Below are 15,228 nucleotides of genomic sequence, written 5' to 3'. Positions count from 1 at the left end.
CGCCGGGCTGGCCGCCGGCCTGGCCGTCCCGGCGCACGCGACGCCGGGCGACGTGCACACCGACCGGCGGCCCGCCACCGTGCTCGCCGGCCTGCCCCTCCCCGACCGCGCCGTCGGCCTGCCCGGACGGGCGCTGGTCGCCACCGGATCGCTGCGGCCGGCCCCCGCGCCCGGACCGGCGCGGACCGTCCTCGTCCGGCCCGGCGACTCGCTGTGGGCCCTCGCGGCCACGCACCTGGACGACCCCGGCCGCTGGCCGGAGATCTACGCCCTCAACCGCGACCTGATCGGCCCCGACCCGGGCCTGATCCATCCCGCGACCCGCCTTCGGCTCCCGGCCGACCGACCAGAGGAGACATCGTGAGCAACCAGGTGACCGACCCGACCGTCGTCCCGCTGCGGGCGCCGGTGCCGCTCGCGAGCGTGCAGGGCACGCTCGCCCTCGACCTCCAGCCCCGCTTCGACCCGCCGGACCCGGTCGTCCCCCACGGCCGTGCGGCGGCCGACGTGATCGACATCGAGCAGCCGCTGCGCCGCGGGCTCGAGCAGTGGGCCCGCCGGTACACGCAGGCGGCGGTCGAGATCGTCGGCGGGGACCGGCCGGTCTCCCAGCTGCTGCGCTGGAGCTCGCGCGAGGTCTACGAGAACCTGGACCGGCGCGCCCAGCTCGTCGCCCACGCTGGGCGCCACCAGCCCGGGCAGGGCCGGGTCCAGCCGGTGCGGCCCAAGGTGCTCGGCGTGCACGCCTGCTTCCTCTCCCGCGACGTCGTCGAGGTCAGCGCGCACGTGCGGTACGGCGAGCGCTCGCGTGCGCTCGCCGCCCGCTTCGAGGCCACCCACCAGCGCTGGTGCTGCACCGCGCTGGAGTTCGCCTGACCACCGACTCGCGGCCGGAGCTCGCGAGTCGCGTCGGCCACGCAGGTCACCTAGTGCCCGCGAGCAACGAAGGAGGTCGCGACGGCGCGTTCGAGACCAGGTGAGACGACGCAGGGCGGCGACCGTGGTCACCGCCCTGCGTCACTTCCGGGGTCTCGACGAGCTCGACACCGGCGCGTCTCGCTACGAGACCCGTGCGGTCAGTCCCGTCGGACCGCCGGGGCGGCCGTGGCACTGCTTGAACTTCTTGCCCGAGCCGCAGGGGCAGCGGTCGTTGCGGCCGACGCCGGCGAACTCGTCGTCCGCGTTCGTGGCCGTCGAGCCCTTGACCTCGGCCTCGCCGTCCTCGCTGGGCGCGGAGTAGGCGAGCTTCGTGGGCTTGGCGGGCCGCTCGAGCCCCTTGGCCCGGATCTGCGGCATCTCCGGCTGCTGGTCGAACGACGGCACCGGCTGGCGCATCGGCTCGAGGACCTCCTCCTCGTCCTCGTCGTCCTCCTCGACGTCGACCTGCACCTCGAGGTTGAACAGGAACCCGACCGACTCCTCCTTGATGCCGTCCATCATCGTGGCGAACATCTCGAAGCCCTCGCGCTGGTACTCGACCAGGGGGTCGCGCTGGGAGTAGGCGCGCAGGTAGATGCCCTCGCGGAGATAGTCCATCTCGTAGAGGTGCTCGCGCCACTTGCGGTCGAGCACCGAGAGCACCACGCGCCGCTCGAGCTCGCGCATCACCGTCTCGCCGATCTCGGCCTCGCGGCGGTCGTACGCCTCGTGGGCGTCCTTCTGGAGCGCCGCGATCAGCTCGTCGCGGTCCAGGTCCGCCCGGCCGCCGACCTCCTCCTCGAGAGCCCGGTAGTCGAGGCTGACGGGGTAGATCTGGCGCAGCGCCGTCCACAGCGACTCGAGGTCCCACTCCTCCGCGAACTCCTCGGTGGCACCGGTGACGTAGCCGGCGACCGTGTCGTCGATGAAGGTCCGGATCTGGTCCTGGAGGTCCTTGCCCTCGAGCACCTCGCGACGCTCGGCGTAGATCACCTTGCGCTGGCGGTCCATCACGTCGTCGTACTTGAGGACGTTCTTGCGGGACTCGAAGTTCTGCGACTCGACCTGGCCCTGGGCGTTCGCGATCGCGCTGGTGACGCGCTTGTTCTCGATCGGGACGTCGTCCGGGATCTTGAGGACCTGGAGCACCCGGTCGACCCAGTCGGACTTGAACAGCCGCATCAGCTCGTCCTGGAGCGAGAGGTAGAACCGGGACTCGCCCGGGTCACCCTGACGGCCGGAACGCCCACGCAGCTGGTTGTCGATGCGACGCGACTCGTGCCGCTCGGTGCCGACGACGTAGAGGCCGCCGAGCTCGCGGACCTCGTCGTGCTCGTTGGCGACCTGGGCCTTGATCCGCTCGATGGTGCCCGGCCACTCGGCCTGGTACTCCTCGGCGGTCTCGCCGGCGGGCTCGAGGCCGCGCTTGCGCAGCTCCTCGTCCGCGAGGAACTCGACGGAGCCACCGAGCATGATGTCGGTGCCTCGACCGGCCATGTTCGTGGCGACGGTGACCGCGCCGCGGTGACCGGCGAGCGCGACGATCTTGGCCTCGTCGGCGTGCACCTTCGCGTTCAGCACCGAGTGCGGGATCCCGCGCTTCCTCAGCTTCTCCGACAGGTGCTCGGACTTCTCCACCGAGACGGTGCCGACCAGGATCGGCTGGCCCTTCTCGTGCCGTTCGGCGATGTCCTGCACGACCGCGTCGTACTTCGCCTCCTCGGTGCGGTAGACCAGGTCGGCCTGGTCCTTGCGGGCCATCGGCTTGTTGGTCGGGATCGGCACCACGCCGAGCTTGTAGATCTTGTCGAACTCGGAGGCCTCGGTCATGGCCGTACCGGTCATGCCGGAGAGCTTGTCGTAGAGGCGGAAGTAGTTCTGGAGGGTGACGGTGGCGAGGGTCTGGTACTCCTCGCGGACCTGCACGCCCTCCTTCGCCTCGATCGCCTGGTGCAGACCGTCGTTGTAGCGGCGGCCCGCGAGCATCCGGCCGGTGTGCTCGTCGACGATGAGTACCTCGCCGTTCAGGACGACGTACTCCTTGTCGTTGTGGAACAGCTCCTTGGCCTTGATCGAGTTGTTGAGGAAGGAGATCAGCGGCGTGTTGGCCGACTCGTAGAGGTTCTCGATGCCGAGGTGGTCCTCGACCTTGGTGATGCCGGGCTCGAGGACGGAGATCGTGCGCTTCTTCTCGTCGACCTCGTAGTCCTCGTCGCGGACCAGGCCGCGGGCGACCTTCGCGAACTCGGCGTACCAGTGCACCTCGTCCTGCGTCGGACCGCTGATGATCAGCGGGGTCCGGGCCTCGTCGATCAGGATCGAGTCGACCTCGTCGACGATCGCGTAGTTGTGGCCGCGTTGGACGCACTCCTCGATCGAGCCCGCCATGTTGTCGCGCAGGTAGTCGAAGCCGAGCTCGTTGTTGGTGCCGTAGGTGATGTCGCAGTTGTAGGCCACCCGGCGCTCGTCGGGACGCATCTCCGGGAGGATCACGCCGACGGTCAGCCCCAGGAAGTGATGGACTCGGCCCATCATCTCGGACTGGAACTTCGCGAGGTAGTCGTTGACGGTGACGATGTGGACGCCGTTGCCGGACAACGCGTTGAGGTACGACGGCAGCACCGCGACCAGCGTCTTGCCCTCACCGGTCTTCATCTCGGCGATGTTGCCGAGGTGCAGCGCGCCGGCGCCCATGACCTGGACGTCGAAGGGGCGCAGGCCGATCACGCGGCGGGCGGCCTCCCTGACGGTCGCGAACGCCTCGGGCATGATGTCGTCGAGACTCTCACCGTTGGCGAGGCGCTCCTTGAACTCCGCGGTCATCCCTTGGAGCTCGGCGTCGCTCATCGCGACGAAGTCGTCCTCGATGGCGTTGACCGCCTGCGCGATGGCCTCGAGCTGGCGCAGGATCTTGCCCTCGCCGATGCGGAGGATCTTGTCGAGAATGGCAGGCACGTGGGTTTGGCTCCCTGAAATCGATGGCTGCGCCACTCTACCCAGCCTGCGAAGCACGCCCTAACCGCGCGCCGCGACCGCCGCGGTCAGCGCCGGGGCCAGGTCGCCGCGGGGCTCGACGGCCACCTCGGCGAGCCCGAGCCACCCGGCCAACGACTCGAGCTCGGCCGCCAGCTCCTCGGCGGTGTCGGGCGGGGCCCCGGACTCGGCGTACGCGGCCCGCACCACCAGCCGACCCGCTCCTCCCGCGGAGCCGCACTCGGCCTTCAGGTCGGCCCGGGCGACGATCCGGTCGCGCAGCAGGAACGGCAGCACGTAGTAGCCGTGCACCCGCTTGGCCGCCGGGACGTAGATCTCGATGCGGTAGCGGAACCCGAACAGCTGCTCGGTGCGGGTGCGCTCCCACACCACCGGGTCGAACGGGCTGAGCAGCGCCCGGGCGTCGATCCGCCGGGGCAGCCGGGCGTCGCGGTGCAGATAGGCGGCCCGGCTCCACCCCTCCACCCGCACCGGCACCAGCTCGCCCTCCTCGACCAGGGCGGCGACCGCGGCCGCGGCACCCGCCGCGGACATCCGGTAGTAGTCGCGCAGGTCCTGGACGGTGGCGACCCCGTGCGACCGGGCGGCGCGCCGGACCAGCTCGCGGGCGGCCTCCTCCCGGGAGGGGGTCGGGCGGGCCAGCACGTCGGCCGGGAGCACCCGCTCGGGGAGGTCGTAGCGGATCTCGAACTGGCTGTTGCGCCCGGCGATCGCCAGCTCGCCCGCCGTGTAGAGGTAGTCGAGCATCCGGCGGGTCTCCGACCAGTTCCAGCCCCAGCTGTCCTTGGCGCGGGGCAGGCCGTCGCCCACCCACGACGCAGCGTCGCGGGCCGTCGAGGCACCCCGGTCACGCACCACGGCCAGCAGGTCCTGCTCGAGCCGGTCGTTCTCGGCGACGAAGCCCCACTTGCCGCGCTTGTCGCGCTGCTCCGCCATCCGGTGCTGCATCACCGGCCAGAGCTCGACCGGCATGTACGCCTGCACGTGCGCCCAGTACTCCACGATCCGTCGGGGCCGGCGCTCGGCCGCGCGGTGCAGCAGCCCGACGTCGTACGGTCCGATCCGGGAGAAGACCGGCATGTAGTGCGCTCGCGTGAGCACGTTGACCGAGTCGACCTGCAGCACACCGGTCCGCTCGAGGGTGCGCTGGAAGGTGCGCATCGTCGGGGTCGTGTGCCGCGGGTCGAGGAAGCCCTGCGCGGCGAGCGCGATCCGGCGGGCCTGCGCGTTGCTGAGCGAGTCGACCACGGCGCGTACTCAACCACGAGCCGCGGACATGATGTCCGCGACCGAGGCTCCCGATTCCCTTGTGCAACCACGTCGCAGGGGAGGACGCTCAGGCATCGGCGATGACGGCGAGGAGGGCGATATGAGGCCCAGCAGGATCAGCATCTTCATCGCGGCCATCGTGGCTGCCGTCCTGGGCGGCGCGGTGTCGGGAGTCCCGACCGCGGCACTCGGCACGGCGCCCTCCTCAGGCAGCCACGGCGGTGCAGCCGCGGGCGTGGCCCCGGCACCCGGCAGCGCCGCCCTGCACCTCGGCCCTGCTGCGGTCGGCGCGCCCCCGACCGGCGGTCCGGCGGCCATGCGCCGGGCGGTCGTCACCGGTGGCTCCATCCGCCAGCTCGACCTGAGCTCCTCGGGCCGCGGAGCCAACGACGAGGTCATCAACGCCGCCGTGTCGCCCGGCGGGACGATGCTCGCCTTCTGGTCCCGGGCCACCAACCTCTACCCCAACGTCACGGACGGCAGGCTGCACCTGTTCGTCTCGGAGCTCGCCACCGGGAAGGTCATCGGCGTCGTGGACACGAGCGACGCCGGCGTCCTCGCCAACGACGCGAGCACCTACGACTCGTCACGCGCGCTCACCTGGGCACCGCGGGAGACGGGACAGAGGGACTCGCGTTACATCGCGTTCGGGTCGTGGGCCACGAACCTCGGCCCGGTCGCCCCCGACGGGGGCGGGCCGTACCTGTACGTGAAGACCCTCCAGACCGGCGCCGTCTCCCTCCTCGTCCAGGGCGTCACGGACGCTGCCTGGAGCCCGGACGGACAGAAGATCGCCTTCGTCACGCATGCGCAGTACGGCGCGGACCCCAGCACCGACGAGGACATCTGGTCGCTGGACCTCAGCGCACCGGACACGGCCAACCTGTGGGACGTCAGCACCAACAGCGCTGGAGCGTTCTTCACCGGGCACCCCGCCGGTTCGTTCGAGGCCTCCTGGGCTCCGGACTCGCACCGCGTCATGTTCCGGTCCTGGAACACCGACCTGGTGCCGAACGACACCAACGGATCCGCCGACATCTTCGTCAAGGACATCAACACCGGGAAGACCAGCCGAGTCTCCACGAAGAAGTCCGGTGGTCAGGCGAACAACTTCTCGGAAGGCGGCACCTGGTCACCCGACGGCAGGAGCATCGCGTTCACGTCCGCGGCGGACAACCTCGTGCGCGGGGACACCAACCCGGACAAGGACGTGTTCGTCAAGAACCTCTCGACCGGCGTCGTCCGGCTGGTGTCGACCACGGCGTCGGGGAGGCCGACGCTGTTCCCCAACTACCGGCCGCACTGGTCACCCGACGGCAAGAGGATCGCGTTCATGTCCGGGTCCGTGAGTCTTCTCCCCGGTGGGGTGGTGGACAACAACCACGTCGACGACGTCTACGTGAAGAACCTGGCGACCAACGGGGTACGCATCGTGTCCATCACCAAGTCCGGGCGCTTCGGCAACGGCTACTCGAGCATCTACGAGGTCGGTGGCTGGTCGGACAACGCCTGGTTGCCGGGCGGCCGGGCCATCGTGTTCCTGTCGATGAGCAGCAACTTCGCCAGGACGGATGGCAACCAGTTCAGGAGGGACGTGTTCCTCAAGACGCTCTGACCCCCGGCGCCGCCCTGGACGCCCTGGACGCCCTGGACGCCCTGGACGCCCTGGACGCCCTGGACGCCGTGGGCGCTGAGGACGCGCCGGCACCCGGTTGGCGCCGGCGCTAAGGCAACTCGAGCAGCTTCTCCTTGACGGCATACATCACGGCCTCCATGCGCGAGTGCAGCTGGAGCTTCTCCAAGATGTTGCGCACGTGGTTCTTGACCGTGTTCTCGCTGATGAACAGCTCCTTGGCGATCTCCCGGTTGTTCATCCCCTTCGCGACCAGGCGCAGGACCTCGAGCTCGCGCTCTGTGAGTCGCAGACCCGGGACGTGGTCGCGCTCGGGGCGCGACATCTGCTTGAACTCGTCGATCAGCTTCACGGCCATCGACGGGCTGATCAGCGACTGGCCGTCCGCGACCACGCGGACCGCCTGCGCGACCTCCTCGATCGAGGAGTCCTTGAGCAGGTAGCCGGAGGCACCGCTCTTGACCGCCTCGTAGAGGTCGGCCTCCTCATCGGAGACCGTCAGCATCACGATCTTCGCCGACGGGACGGCCTCCTTGATCGCCAGGCAGGCCTCGATCCCGGACCGCCTCGGCATCCGGATGTCCAGGAGCACGACGTCGGGTGCCGCGGTCTCGGCGAGCGTGGTGCCCTCGACGCCGTCGCCGGCCTCGCCGACCACCTCGATGCCGGTCTCGAGGCCGAGCAGCATCGTCAGGCCTCGACGGAACAGCTCCTGGTCATCGACCACGAGCACCCGGATCGGTTCCCGTCCGACGTCGGTCATTGCGTCTCCCACCACCGCATCATGGCACGATCAGGCCCCCCAGGCTGCATATCCGGGTGGTGACGCGAGCGGCCGGGGTGGCCCGTTCGGGCCACCCCGGCCGGGTCAGCCCGGACCAGCTCGTCGCCTCAGGACGTCTCGAGGTCCAGGGAGATCACTCCGTAGTCGTAGCCGTGCCTGCGGTAGACGACCGACGGACGGTCGTTCTCCTTGTCGACGAACAGGTAGAAGTCGTGACCGACGAGCTCCATCTCGTAGAGGGCCTGGTCGAGGGTCATCGGGCTCGCGGTGTGGGTCTTCTCCCGGACCACCAGCGGGCCGTCGCCGGCCACGTCGATCGGCCCCACCCGCCGCTCGTGGGTGGTCACCTGCTCGTCCGTGGCACCCGTCGCGTCCGCCGTGTCCGCCAGCGCCTGCCCGACCGACACCGGGGTGCGCCGTCCGCGGTGCACGCGCCGCCGGTCGGACGCACGGCGCATCTGGGCCGCCATCTTGTCCAGCGCGAGGTCCAGGGCCGCCATCTTGTCCGCGGCCATCGCCTCGGCCCGGATGACCGGGCCCTTGGACAGCGCGGTCAGCTGGAGACGTACGGCGCGGTCCGCCTGGCGCGGGTTCCGCTCACACTCCACCTCCACGTTCACGCGGATGATGCGATGGTCATGCTTCTCGAGCTTCCCCAGCTTCTCGTCGACGTGACTGCGGAACCTGTCCGACAGCTCGCAATGACGACCGGTGACCACAACTTCCATGTGAACCTCCCGTTGCACAGTTGGTTTCAGCGTTGATCAGCCCCCGAGCGCGCCCTCCTGCGGGCAGGCCGAGGCCCCGGCACCCCTGCTCAGGAGGGGTCCGGTGCTCGAGGTTGAGAGAGGAGTCCGTCCGGCCGACCTGGTCTTCGACCCCACAACCGCCTGCTGAGGTGCTCGCAGCTTGACTGCCACTACTGACCTTCTCCCGACCTGCGCCGCATCTGGCGACGGGGACGAGGCAGGACTTACCACTAAGCCGCACCGTGATCGGCGCTCCCACCGGAGAACGGCGGGAGCCACCTTACGTGGACCGTTTCGCCTGCGACTGGCATCGGCTTGCCGACTGGACCTCCGGGTGGACCCGGGCGTCCCGACGACGCAACCACGGACCCGGACGGACTCCATGCACAGACGTTAGTCGAACCCCTCGGCATTCAAAAGGGACCGAGGTCCCAGGACGCCCGGGGGGTCCGGCCGGGTCGGCGAGCCACGCCGCGGCGTGGCCGCGACGGCCGCCACCGCGACCACCGAGAGACCCACCGACTCGAGCGCGCGCTGGGCCTCGCGAGCGGTCGATCCGGTGGTGATCACGTCGTCGCACACCACGAGGTGGACCCGTGGCCGGCGCCCCCGCAGGCGGCGCAGCGAGGCGGCCGGGCAGTGCATGGAACCGGCTAGGTTGGCGGCTCGCGCGCCGGCATCGAGTCCGGCCTGGTCGAGCACCCCGGCCCGGCTGCGCAGCAGCCGCATCGCCACCACGTCCTGTCCCGCGGCCCGGGCGAGGCCGGCGGCCCGGGCGGTCATCGACCAGGTGGGATCGTGGCCCCGCGTGCGCACCGCGCCCGGGCGCGAGGGCACCGGCACCAGCACGACCGGGCCGTCCGGGCCGTCGAGACCGGCCAGCCCGGACGCGACGGACCGGGCCAGCAGCCGGCCGAGCGGTCCGCCGAGCGACAGCATCCGGCGCTCCTTGTGGGCGAGCACCATCGCGCGGACGGTGCCGGCGTACGCCGCGACCGCCCAGGGCGCCACCAGCCCGGCGGGCGCGGGCGTGGGCCACGCCGGTCGTCCCACGTCGGGCAGGATCGCGGCACACGCCTCGCACAGCGCCCGGCCCGGCCGGGCGCAGCCGACGCACGAGCCGCCGAGCAGGAGGTCGAGGGAGCCGTCGAGGACGTCACGGAGCATGCTCGATCGCAGCAGGTCCCGCCCTGGGGCTCAACCGGGCGGGGCGGGGCCTGTGGATCAGCCCACGTAGCCGAGGTCCGTGATCCCCTTGGGCAGCGGCGTCACCCGCTGGTCGGAGCTGCCGATGTCGACGAGGCCCGTCCGGGTCAGTCCGTACACGGGCTCGTCGCCCGCGGGCGACCCGACCAGCGCGACCAGTCGGCCCTCCACGGTCACCGACGAGGGCTCCTGGCTCGACGGCGAGCCGTCCACCGAGGCCAGCCCGATCGAGGCCAGCGAGGTCGTCACCGGCGGGTTGAGCACGGCCACGCTGGTGGCGCTGCGCCAGGCGATCGCACGAACCGGCAGCGGCGCGTCGACCCCGGTCCCGATCCGCGTCGCTCGGGTCGCACCGAGCACCCTGCCCGTGCCGCCGTGCTCGATCCGGCTGACGACCAGCTCGTCGCCGCCGTTCCTGTGGACCACGGCCACCAATCGGCTGCCGTCGCGCGAGACGAGGAACGACCGGACCTGCTTCCCGGAGACGCCGGGGACCTCCAGCGGGCGGACCCGGGTCCCCTGGACGTAGGCGACGCGAGCCCCGCGCGGGGTGCGGTCGACCAGCCACATTCGCCCGGCGAAGTCCCAGGCCGGCTTGAGGAAGTTGTGTCCACCGCTGACGACGGTCCGCACCCGCGCGCCTTCCCCGGCACCGAGCTCGCCGACCTGCACCGCGCTGCCGTCCGCGGCGATGCCCGCGACCGACTCCGCGTCGAGGCTGACGCCGATCGAGCGCAGGTCCAGGTCGGGACCGGCGAGCGCGCCCTCGACGGGGGCCAGGCCCGTAGGGGTGCCGGAGACGACACCGCCGTGCCGCAGGCCGTAGAGCAGCGGGCTGGCCTGGAAGCCGGCCGGATCGAACTGCGCGCCGCCGTCGACGCGGTACGACGAGACACCGCCCGGCAGCGGGACCGGGTTGCCGTTCACCGACAGCTTGATGCTCTTGATCGCGGGCTCCTGGCGCAGCGTCCACGCCAGCTGCGCCAGCAGCATCTCGGTCGTGTCCGCCGTCAGCGTGCCGACCTCTCCGGACAGCAGGATGTCGGCCACGCCGTCGTCGGAGACCGTCACCCCGACGGTCACCTCGAGCCCGGGCGGGATGAAGCTCTGGGCCACCCGCTCCAGTCCCGGGGAGGGTCCGAGCAGCAGCGCCTGGGTGAGGGCGGAGGCGAGCTGGTCGCCGCGGGGCACGAACGCCGGCTCGGGGACGAGGATCGAGGCGGTGGGGTCGAAGAAGTACAGGGAGACCTGGCGGTAGTACTGCTGGAACCAGTCCTCGGGGACGATCAGCGCGTCGGGCAGCCCCGCGATGCGCCACTCGCCCTTCTCCAGCGACATCGGGAAGGTGACCGTACGCCGCCCCTGGGGCAGCGACCCGCGCCACGCGCCGCGGCTGTCGAGGTGGTCGGCGTCGGCGAGGGCGATCGCCACCCCGCCCGGCGCCTCGCGCGGGGTCGGTGAGAGCGGGTAGGTGATCGTCTCCTGCTGGGGGTTCCAGGACGCTGCGGCGTCGGCGGTCAGGAACTCGCGGGCGACCTTGGTGCCGATCGGGGTCTTCTGCATCGCGATCAGGAAGCCGCGGACGATCTCGGTCCGGGTCGCGCCCGGCTGCGGGGGCATCGGGTCGAAGGACACCCCGCTGTCGGTGGACACGTCGCCCTCGGACCGGCTCTCGACCACGGGGCCGCTGTCCGGGAGCCGCACGCAACCACTGACGAGCGCCACCAGCAGGAGCCCGGCCAGGGCGGCCGGGACGCGGCGGCTCACGAGACCGGCTCCGTCACGTCCGCGGGCACGAGCGGGAGCGGACTGTGCCGCAGCACGCCTCCGGCGCGGCGCGGCAGCGTCAGCCGGAACTGGGCGCCCTCGCCCGGACGTCCCCACGCCTGCAGCCAGCCGCCGTGCAGGTGGGTGTCCTCGAGCGCGATCGAGAGCCCGAGACCGGTGCCGCCGGTGGTCCGGGCGCGGGCCGGGTCCGCGCGCCAGAACCGGTTGAAGACCATCGACGCCTCCCCCGGCGCCAGCCCGACCCCGTGGTCGCGCACCGCGATCGCGGCGGCGTGGTCGTCGCCGGCGACGAGCACCACGATGCCGGCGCCCGGGCCGTCGGCGGCGGCGTGGTCGATGGCGTTGGTGACCAGGTTGCGCACGATCCGCTCGACCCGGCGGACGTCGGCCTCGGCCAGGCAGGCGTGGCTCGGCGCCGTGACGACCACCCGGACGTGGCGCTGCTCGGCCAGCGGTCGGGTGACGTCGACGATGCGGTGGGCCACGTCGACGAGGTTGACGTCGTCGAGCTCGAGCACCGCGGCGCCGGCGTCGAAGCGGCTGATCTCCAGGAGGTCGGCGAGCAGCACCTCGAAGCGGTCCAGCTCGGTCTGCAGCAGCTCGGCGGCCCGCGCGGTCGCCGGGTCGAAGCCGTGGCGGGCGTCGTGCAGGACGTCTCCGGCCATCCGCACGGTGGTCAGCGGCGTGCGCAGCTCGTGGGAGACGTCGGAGACGAAGCGTCGCTGCACCCGGCTCAGCTCCTCGAGCTGACGGATCTGGCGCTGGAGGTTGCTGGCCATCTGGTTGAACGACGTCGCCAGCCGGGCCAGGTCGTCCTCGCCCGACACCTTGAGCCGCTCCTGCAGCTGCCCCGCCGCAAGCCGCTCGGCCACCTTGCGGGCCAGTCGGATCGGCGTCACGACCTGCCGCGTCACCAACCAGGTCATGCCGGCGACCAGCACGAGCAGCAGGACCCCGGCGGTCAGCAGGGCTCGGGTCACCAGCGCCAGGGTCTCCTCCTGCTCGTCGAGCGGGAAGAGGTAGTAGAGCGTGTAGGACTCCGCGTCGGCGGGCAGCAGCACCTGGGAGCCGACCGCGATGCCGGGCTGCTCGCCGACGACGCCCTCGGTGCTGGTCGTGCGGATCGTCGTGTACGTCCACGCGGTGGCAGTGTCGTCGTCGAAGTGCTCCTCCAACGACTCCGGGACGCTGCCGGTGTCGAGGCCGCGCGTGAAGTTGGCGCCGCCGTCGGAGATCCTGCTCCCCGGGGCCGTGGGCCCGACCAGGACCACCGAGAAGCCGCGCGTCTCGCCGCGCTGGATCAGCGTGGCGGCCAGCGACCGCTGCTGGCCGAAGGCGTCGCTGTCGATGCCGGGTGCGGACTTCAGCAGGTCCCTCGCCTCGGCGGTCTCGTCGTTCGCCTCGGCGACGACGGCGGCCACCCGATGCTCGAGGAGACCCTCCCGCGTCTGCTGGAGCAGGAACCAGCCGACGACGCTGACCACGGCCGCAGAGAGGATCAGCGTGCTCGCGACCACCCGCGCCTGGATCGAGCGCCGCCAGAAGGTCAGGCCCCGGCGGACGGACTCCGGCAGTCGGCGGGAGCTCCCCGGGGAGCGCAGGTGGAGCACCGCAGGCCTACGGGGTTCCGGCCTTGTACCCCACGCCGCGGACGGTCACCACGATCTCGGGGTTCTCGGGATCGTGCTCGACCTTGGAGCGCAGCCGTTGGACGTGCACGTTCACGAGCCGGGTGTCGGCCGCGTGGCGGTAGCCCCAGACCTGCTCGAGGAGCACCTCTCGGGTGAAGACCTGCCACGGCTTGCGGGCCAGGCACACCAGGAGATCGAACTCCAGCGGGGTCAGGCTGATCCGCTCGCCGGCGCGGGTGACCGCGTGACCGGCGACGTCGATGGTGAGGTCCCCGATGGACAGCGTCTCCTGGGTGGGCGCGTCGAACCGGCGTACCCGGGCCCGGATCCGCGCCACCAGCTCCTTGGGCTTGAACGGCTTGACGACGTAGTCGTCCGCACCGGACTCCAGGCCGACGACCACGTCGACGGTGTCGCCCTTCGCGGTCAGCATCACGATGGGTACGCCGGACTCCGCGCGGATCTCCTTGCACACGTCGATGCCGTCCTTGCCGGGCAGCATCAGGTCCAGCAGCACCAGATCGGGGCGGTACTCACGGAACGCCTCCATGGCCAGGTCCCCGCGCGCGACCATGTGGCTCTCGAAGCCCTCCTGGCGCAGCACGATGGTCAGCATCTCGGCCAGCGACGCATCGTCGTCGACGACCAGGATCCGGCCCCTGGTGAGGCCCTCGCCGAGCGAGGCGCTCGTGGTGCCGGCGGGGGCACCGAGGGGCTCAGTCATGGGTCCATCTTGCCCTAGTGCCGGTGCGGACCGGGCCTGATCCCCGTCACCGGGGCAGTCGATCAGTACCGGTACTGGTCGGGCTTGTACGGTCCGGCGGCGTCGACGCCGAGGTAGGCGGCCTGGTCGTCGGTGAGCCGGGTGAGCTTCACACCGAGCGCGTCGAGGTGCAGGCGGGCGACCTCCTCGTCGAGGTGCTTGGGGAGCACGTAGACGCCGACCGGGTACTCCTCGGTCTTGGTGAAGATCTCGATCTGGGCGAGCACCTGGTTGGTGAACGAGTTCGACATCACGAACGACGGGTGGCCGGTCGCGTTGCCGAGGTTCATCAGCCGGCCCTCGGAGAGCACGATGATCGACTTGCCCTTCTCGGAGCCGGTGCCGGGGAAGGTCCACACGTCGACCTGCGGCTTGACGTTCTTCCGCTCGGCGACGCCCGGCGCCTCGAGGCCGGCCATGTCGATCTCGTTGTCGAAGTGACCGATGTTGCCGACGATCGCGTTGTGCTTCATCGACCGCATGTGGTCGACGGTCACGACGTCCTTGTTGCCGGTCGCGGTGATGACGATGTCGGCGTACGGGAGCGCGTCCTCGAGCGTCGTGACCTGGTATCCGTCCATCGACGCCTGCAGCGCGCAGATCGGGTCGATCTCGGTGACGATCACGCGGGCGCCCTGCCCGCGCAGCGACTCCGCGCAGCCCTTGCCGACGTCCCCGTAGCCGCAGACCACGGCGACCTTGCCGCCGATGAGGACGTCGGTGGCGCGGTTGATCCCGTCGATCAGCGAGTGGCGGCAGCCGTACTTGTTGTCGAACTTCGACTTCGTCACCGAGTCGTTGACGTTGATGGCCGGGAAGAGCAGCGTGCCCTCGCGCATCATCTCGTAGAGACGGTGCACGCCGGTGGTGGTCTCCTCGGTCACGCCCTTGATCGAGTTGGCGATCGGGGTCCAGTGGTTCGGGCTCTCCGCGAGGACCTTGTTCAGGACCTCGAAGACGATCCGCTGCTCCGTGCCGGCGGCGGAGGCGGGGTCGGGCGCCTGGCCGGTCTTCTCGGCCTGGACCCCGAGGTGCACGAGCAGGGTGGCGTCGCCACCGTCGTCGAGGATCATGTTCGGCAGCTGGCTCTGCCCGTCCTTGGCAGGCCAGTCGAGGATCTGCTGGGTGCACCACCAGTACTCCTCCAGCGTCTCGCCCTTCCAGGCGAAGACGGGGACGCCCTGCGGGTCCTCGGGGGTCCCGCCGGGGCCGACCGCGATCGCGGCGGCCGCGTGGTCCTGGGTGGAGAAGATGTTGCAGGAGGCCCAGCGCACCTCGGCGCCGAGCGCGACCAGCGTCTCGATCAGGACCGCGGTCTGGATCGTCATGTGCAGCGAGCCGGCGATCCGGGCGCCGGCGAGCGGCTTGCTCTCGGAGTAGCGCTCGCGCATCGCCATCAGACCCGGCATCTCGTGCTCGGCGAGGGTGATCTCGGTCCGGCCGTAGTCGGCGAGGCTGAGGTCGGCGACCTTGTAGTCCATCGTTCGTCTCCT

Annotated in this window: 11 protein-coding genes and 1 pseudogene; 3 read left to right on the top strand and 9 right to left on the bottom strand. The window is 71.1% G+C overall.

Translation table 11 applies throughout. From position 1 onward, the window contains the following. Together QMC84_RS17860 and QMC84_RS17855 are read left to right on the top strand one after the other, a co-directional pair. Positions 1 to 364, top strand: a pseudogene (locus QMC84_RS17860) (LysM peptidoglycan-binding domain-containing protein); the annotation flags it as partial. After that, positions 361 to 876, top strand: coding sequence for an Rv3235 family protein (locus QMC84_RS17855; protein ID WP_300377038.1), 516 nt, complete (start codon positions 361 to 363; stop codon positions 874 to 876). The pseudogene QMC84_RS17860 and the gene QMC84_RS17855, both read left to right, overlap by 4 nt. Before the next feature lie 183 nt (positions 877 to 1,059). Here QMC84_RS17855 and secA read toward each other — a convergent pair whose 3' ends face one another. Next, complete coding sequence (gene secA / locus QMC84_RS17850) at positions 1,060 to 3,873, bottom strand: preprotein translocase subunit SecA (RefSeq protein ID WP_300377037.1); 2,814 nt, start codon at positions 3,871 to 3,873, stop codon at positions 1,060 to 1,062. A gap of 60 nt (positions 3,874 to 3,933) precedes the next feature. Beyond that, the gene (locus QMC84_RS17845; RefSeq protein ID WP_300377036.1) at positions 3,934 to 5,160 is read right to left on the bottom strand and encodes a crosslink repair DNA glycosylase YcaQ family protein; all 1,227 of its coding nucleotides are present in this window, start codon (positions 5,158 to 5,160) and stop codon (positions 3,934 to 3,936) included. 121 nt (positions 5,161 to 5,281) lie between these two features. Here QMC84_RS17845 and QMC84_RS17840 point away from each other — a divergent pair, with 121 nt between their 5' ends. Next, positions 5,282 to 6,796 carry a hypothetical protein gene (locus QMC84_RS17840; RefSeq protein ID WP_300377035.1) on the top strand — a complete coding sequence of 505 codons (1,515 nt, stop codon included), beginning with the start codon at positions 5,282 to 5,284 and terminating at the stop codon, positions 6,794 to 6,796. A 109-nt stretch (positions 6,797 to 6,905) separates the two neighbouring features. On the opposite strand, the gene QMC84_RS17835 is transcribed toward QMC84_RS17840, so the two are convergent. The 7 genes from QMC84_RS17835 to ahcY form a co-directional block, all read right to left on the bottom strand. Then, positions 6,906 to 7,577 (bottom strand): response regulator transcription factor, encoded by a 672-nt coding sequence (locus tag QMC84_RS17835; RefSeq protein WP_300377034.1) that lies wholly within the window; start codon positions 7,575 to 7,577, stop codon positions 6,906 to 6,908. A gap of 128 nt (positions 7,578 to 7,705) precedes the next feature. Next, positions 7,706 to 8,326 carry a ribosome-associated translation inhibitor RaiA gene (raiA, locus tag QMC84_RS17830; protein ID WP_300377032.1) on the bottom strand — a complete coding sequence of 207 codons (621 nt, stop codon included), beginning with the start codon at positions 8,324 to 8,326 and terminating at the stop codon, positions 7,706 to 7,708. Between the two features lie 414 nt (positions 8,327 to 8,740). Further along, complete coding sequence (locus QMC84_RS17825) at positions 8,741 to 9,514, bottom strand: ComF family protein (protein ID WP_300377030.1); 774 nt, start codon at positions 9,512 to 9,514, stop codon at positions 8,741 to 8,743. Between the two features lie 57 nt (positions 9,515 to 9,571). Beyond that, positions 9,572 to 11,320 carry an LpqB family beta-propeller domain-containing protein gene (locus QMC84_RS17820; protein WP_300377028.1) on the bottom strand — a complete coding sequence of 583 codons (1,749 nt, stop codon included), beginning with the start codon at positions 11,318 to 11,320 and terminating at the stop codon, positions 9,572 to 9,574. Next, on the bottom strand, positions 11,317 to 12,951 hold the full coding sequence (gene mtrB, locus QMC84_RS17815) for an MtrAB system histidine kinase MtrB (RefSeq protein WP_300377026.1): 1,635 nt from the start codon (positions 12,949 to 12,951) through the stop codon (positions 11,317 to 11,319). Before mtrB ends, QMC84_RS17820 begins: the two co-directional genes overlap by 4 nt. 7 nt (positions 12,952 to 12,958) lie before the next feature. Continuing rightward, the gene (mtrA, locus tag QMC84_RS17810) at positions 12,959 to 13,696 is read right to left on the bottom strand and encodes an MtrAB system response regulator MtrA (protein ID WP_300377024.1); all 738 of its coding nucleotides are present in this window, start codon (positions 13,694 to 13,696) and stop codon (positions 12,959 to 12,961) included. Positions 13,697 to 13,758: 62 nt separating this feature from the next. Next, positions 13,759 to 15,216 carry an adenosylhomocysteinase gene (gene ahcY / locus QMC84_RS17805; protein WP_300377022.1) on the bottom strand — a complete coding sequence of 486 codons (1,458 nt, stop codon included), beginning with the start codon at positions 15,214 to 15,216 and terminating at the stop codon, positions 13,759 to 13,761. Positions 15,217 to 15,228 lie beyond the last annotated feature (12 nt).

Origin of the sequence: Nocardioides sp. (assembly GCF_030019515.1) — a bacterium.
Taxonomy (GTDB): domain Bacteria; phylum Actinomycetota; class Actinomycetes; order Propionibacteriales; family Nocardioidaceae; genus Nocardioides.
The sequence above is the reverse complement of the archived record's forward strand: the minus strand, read 5'-3'. Positions and strand labels throughout refer to the sequence as shown.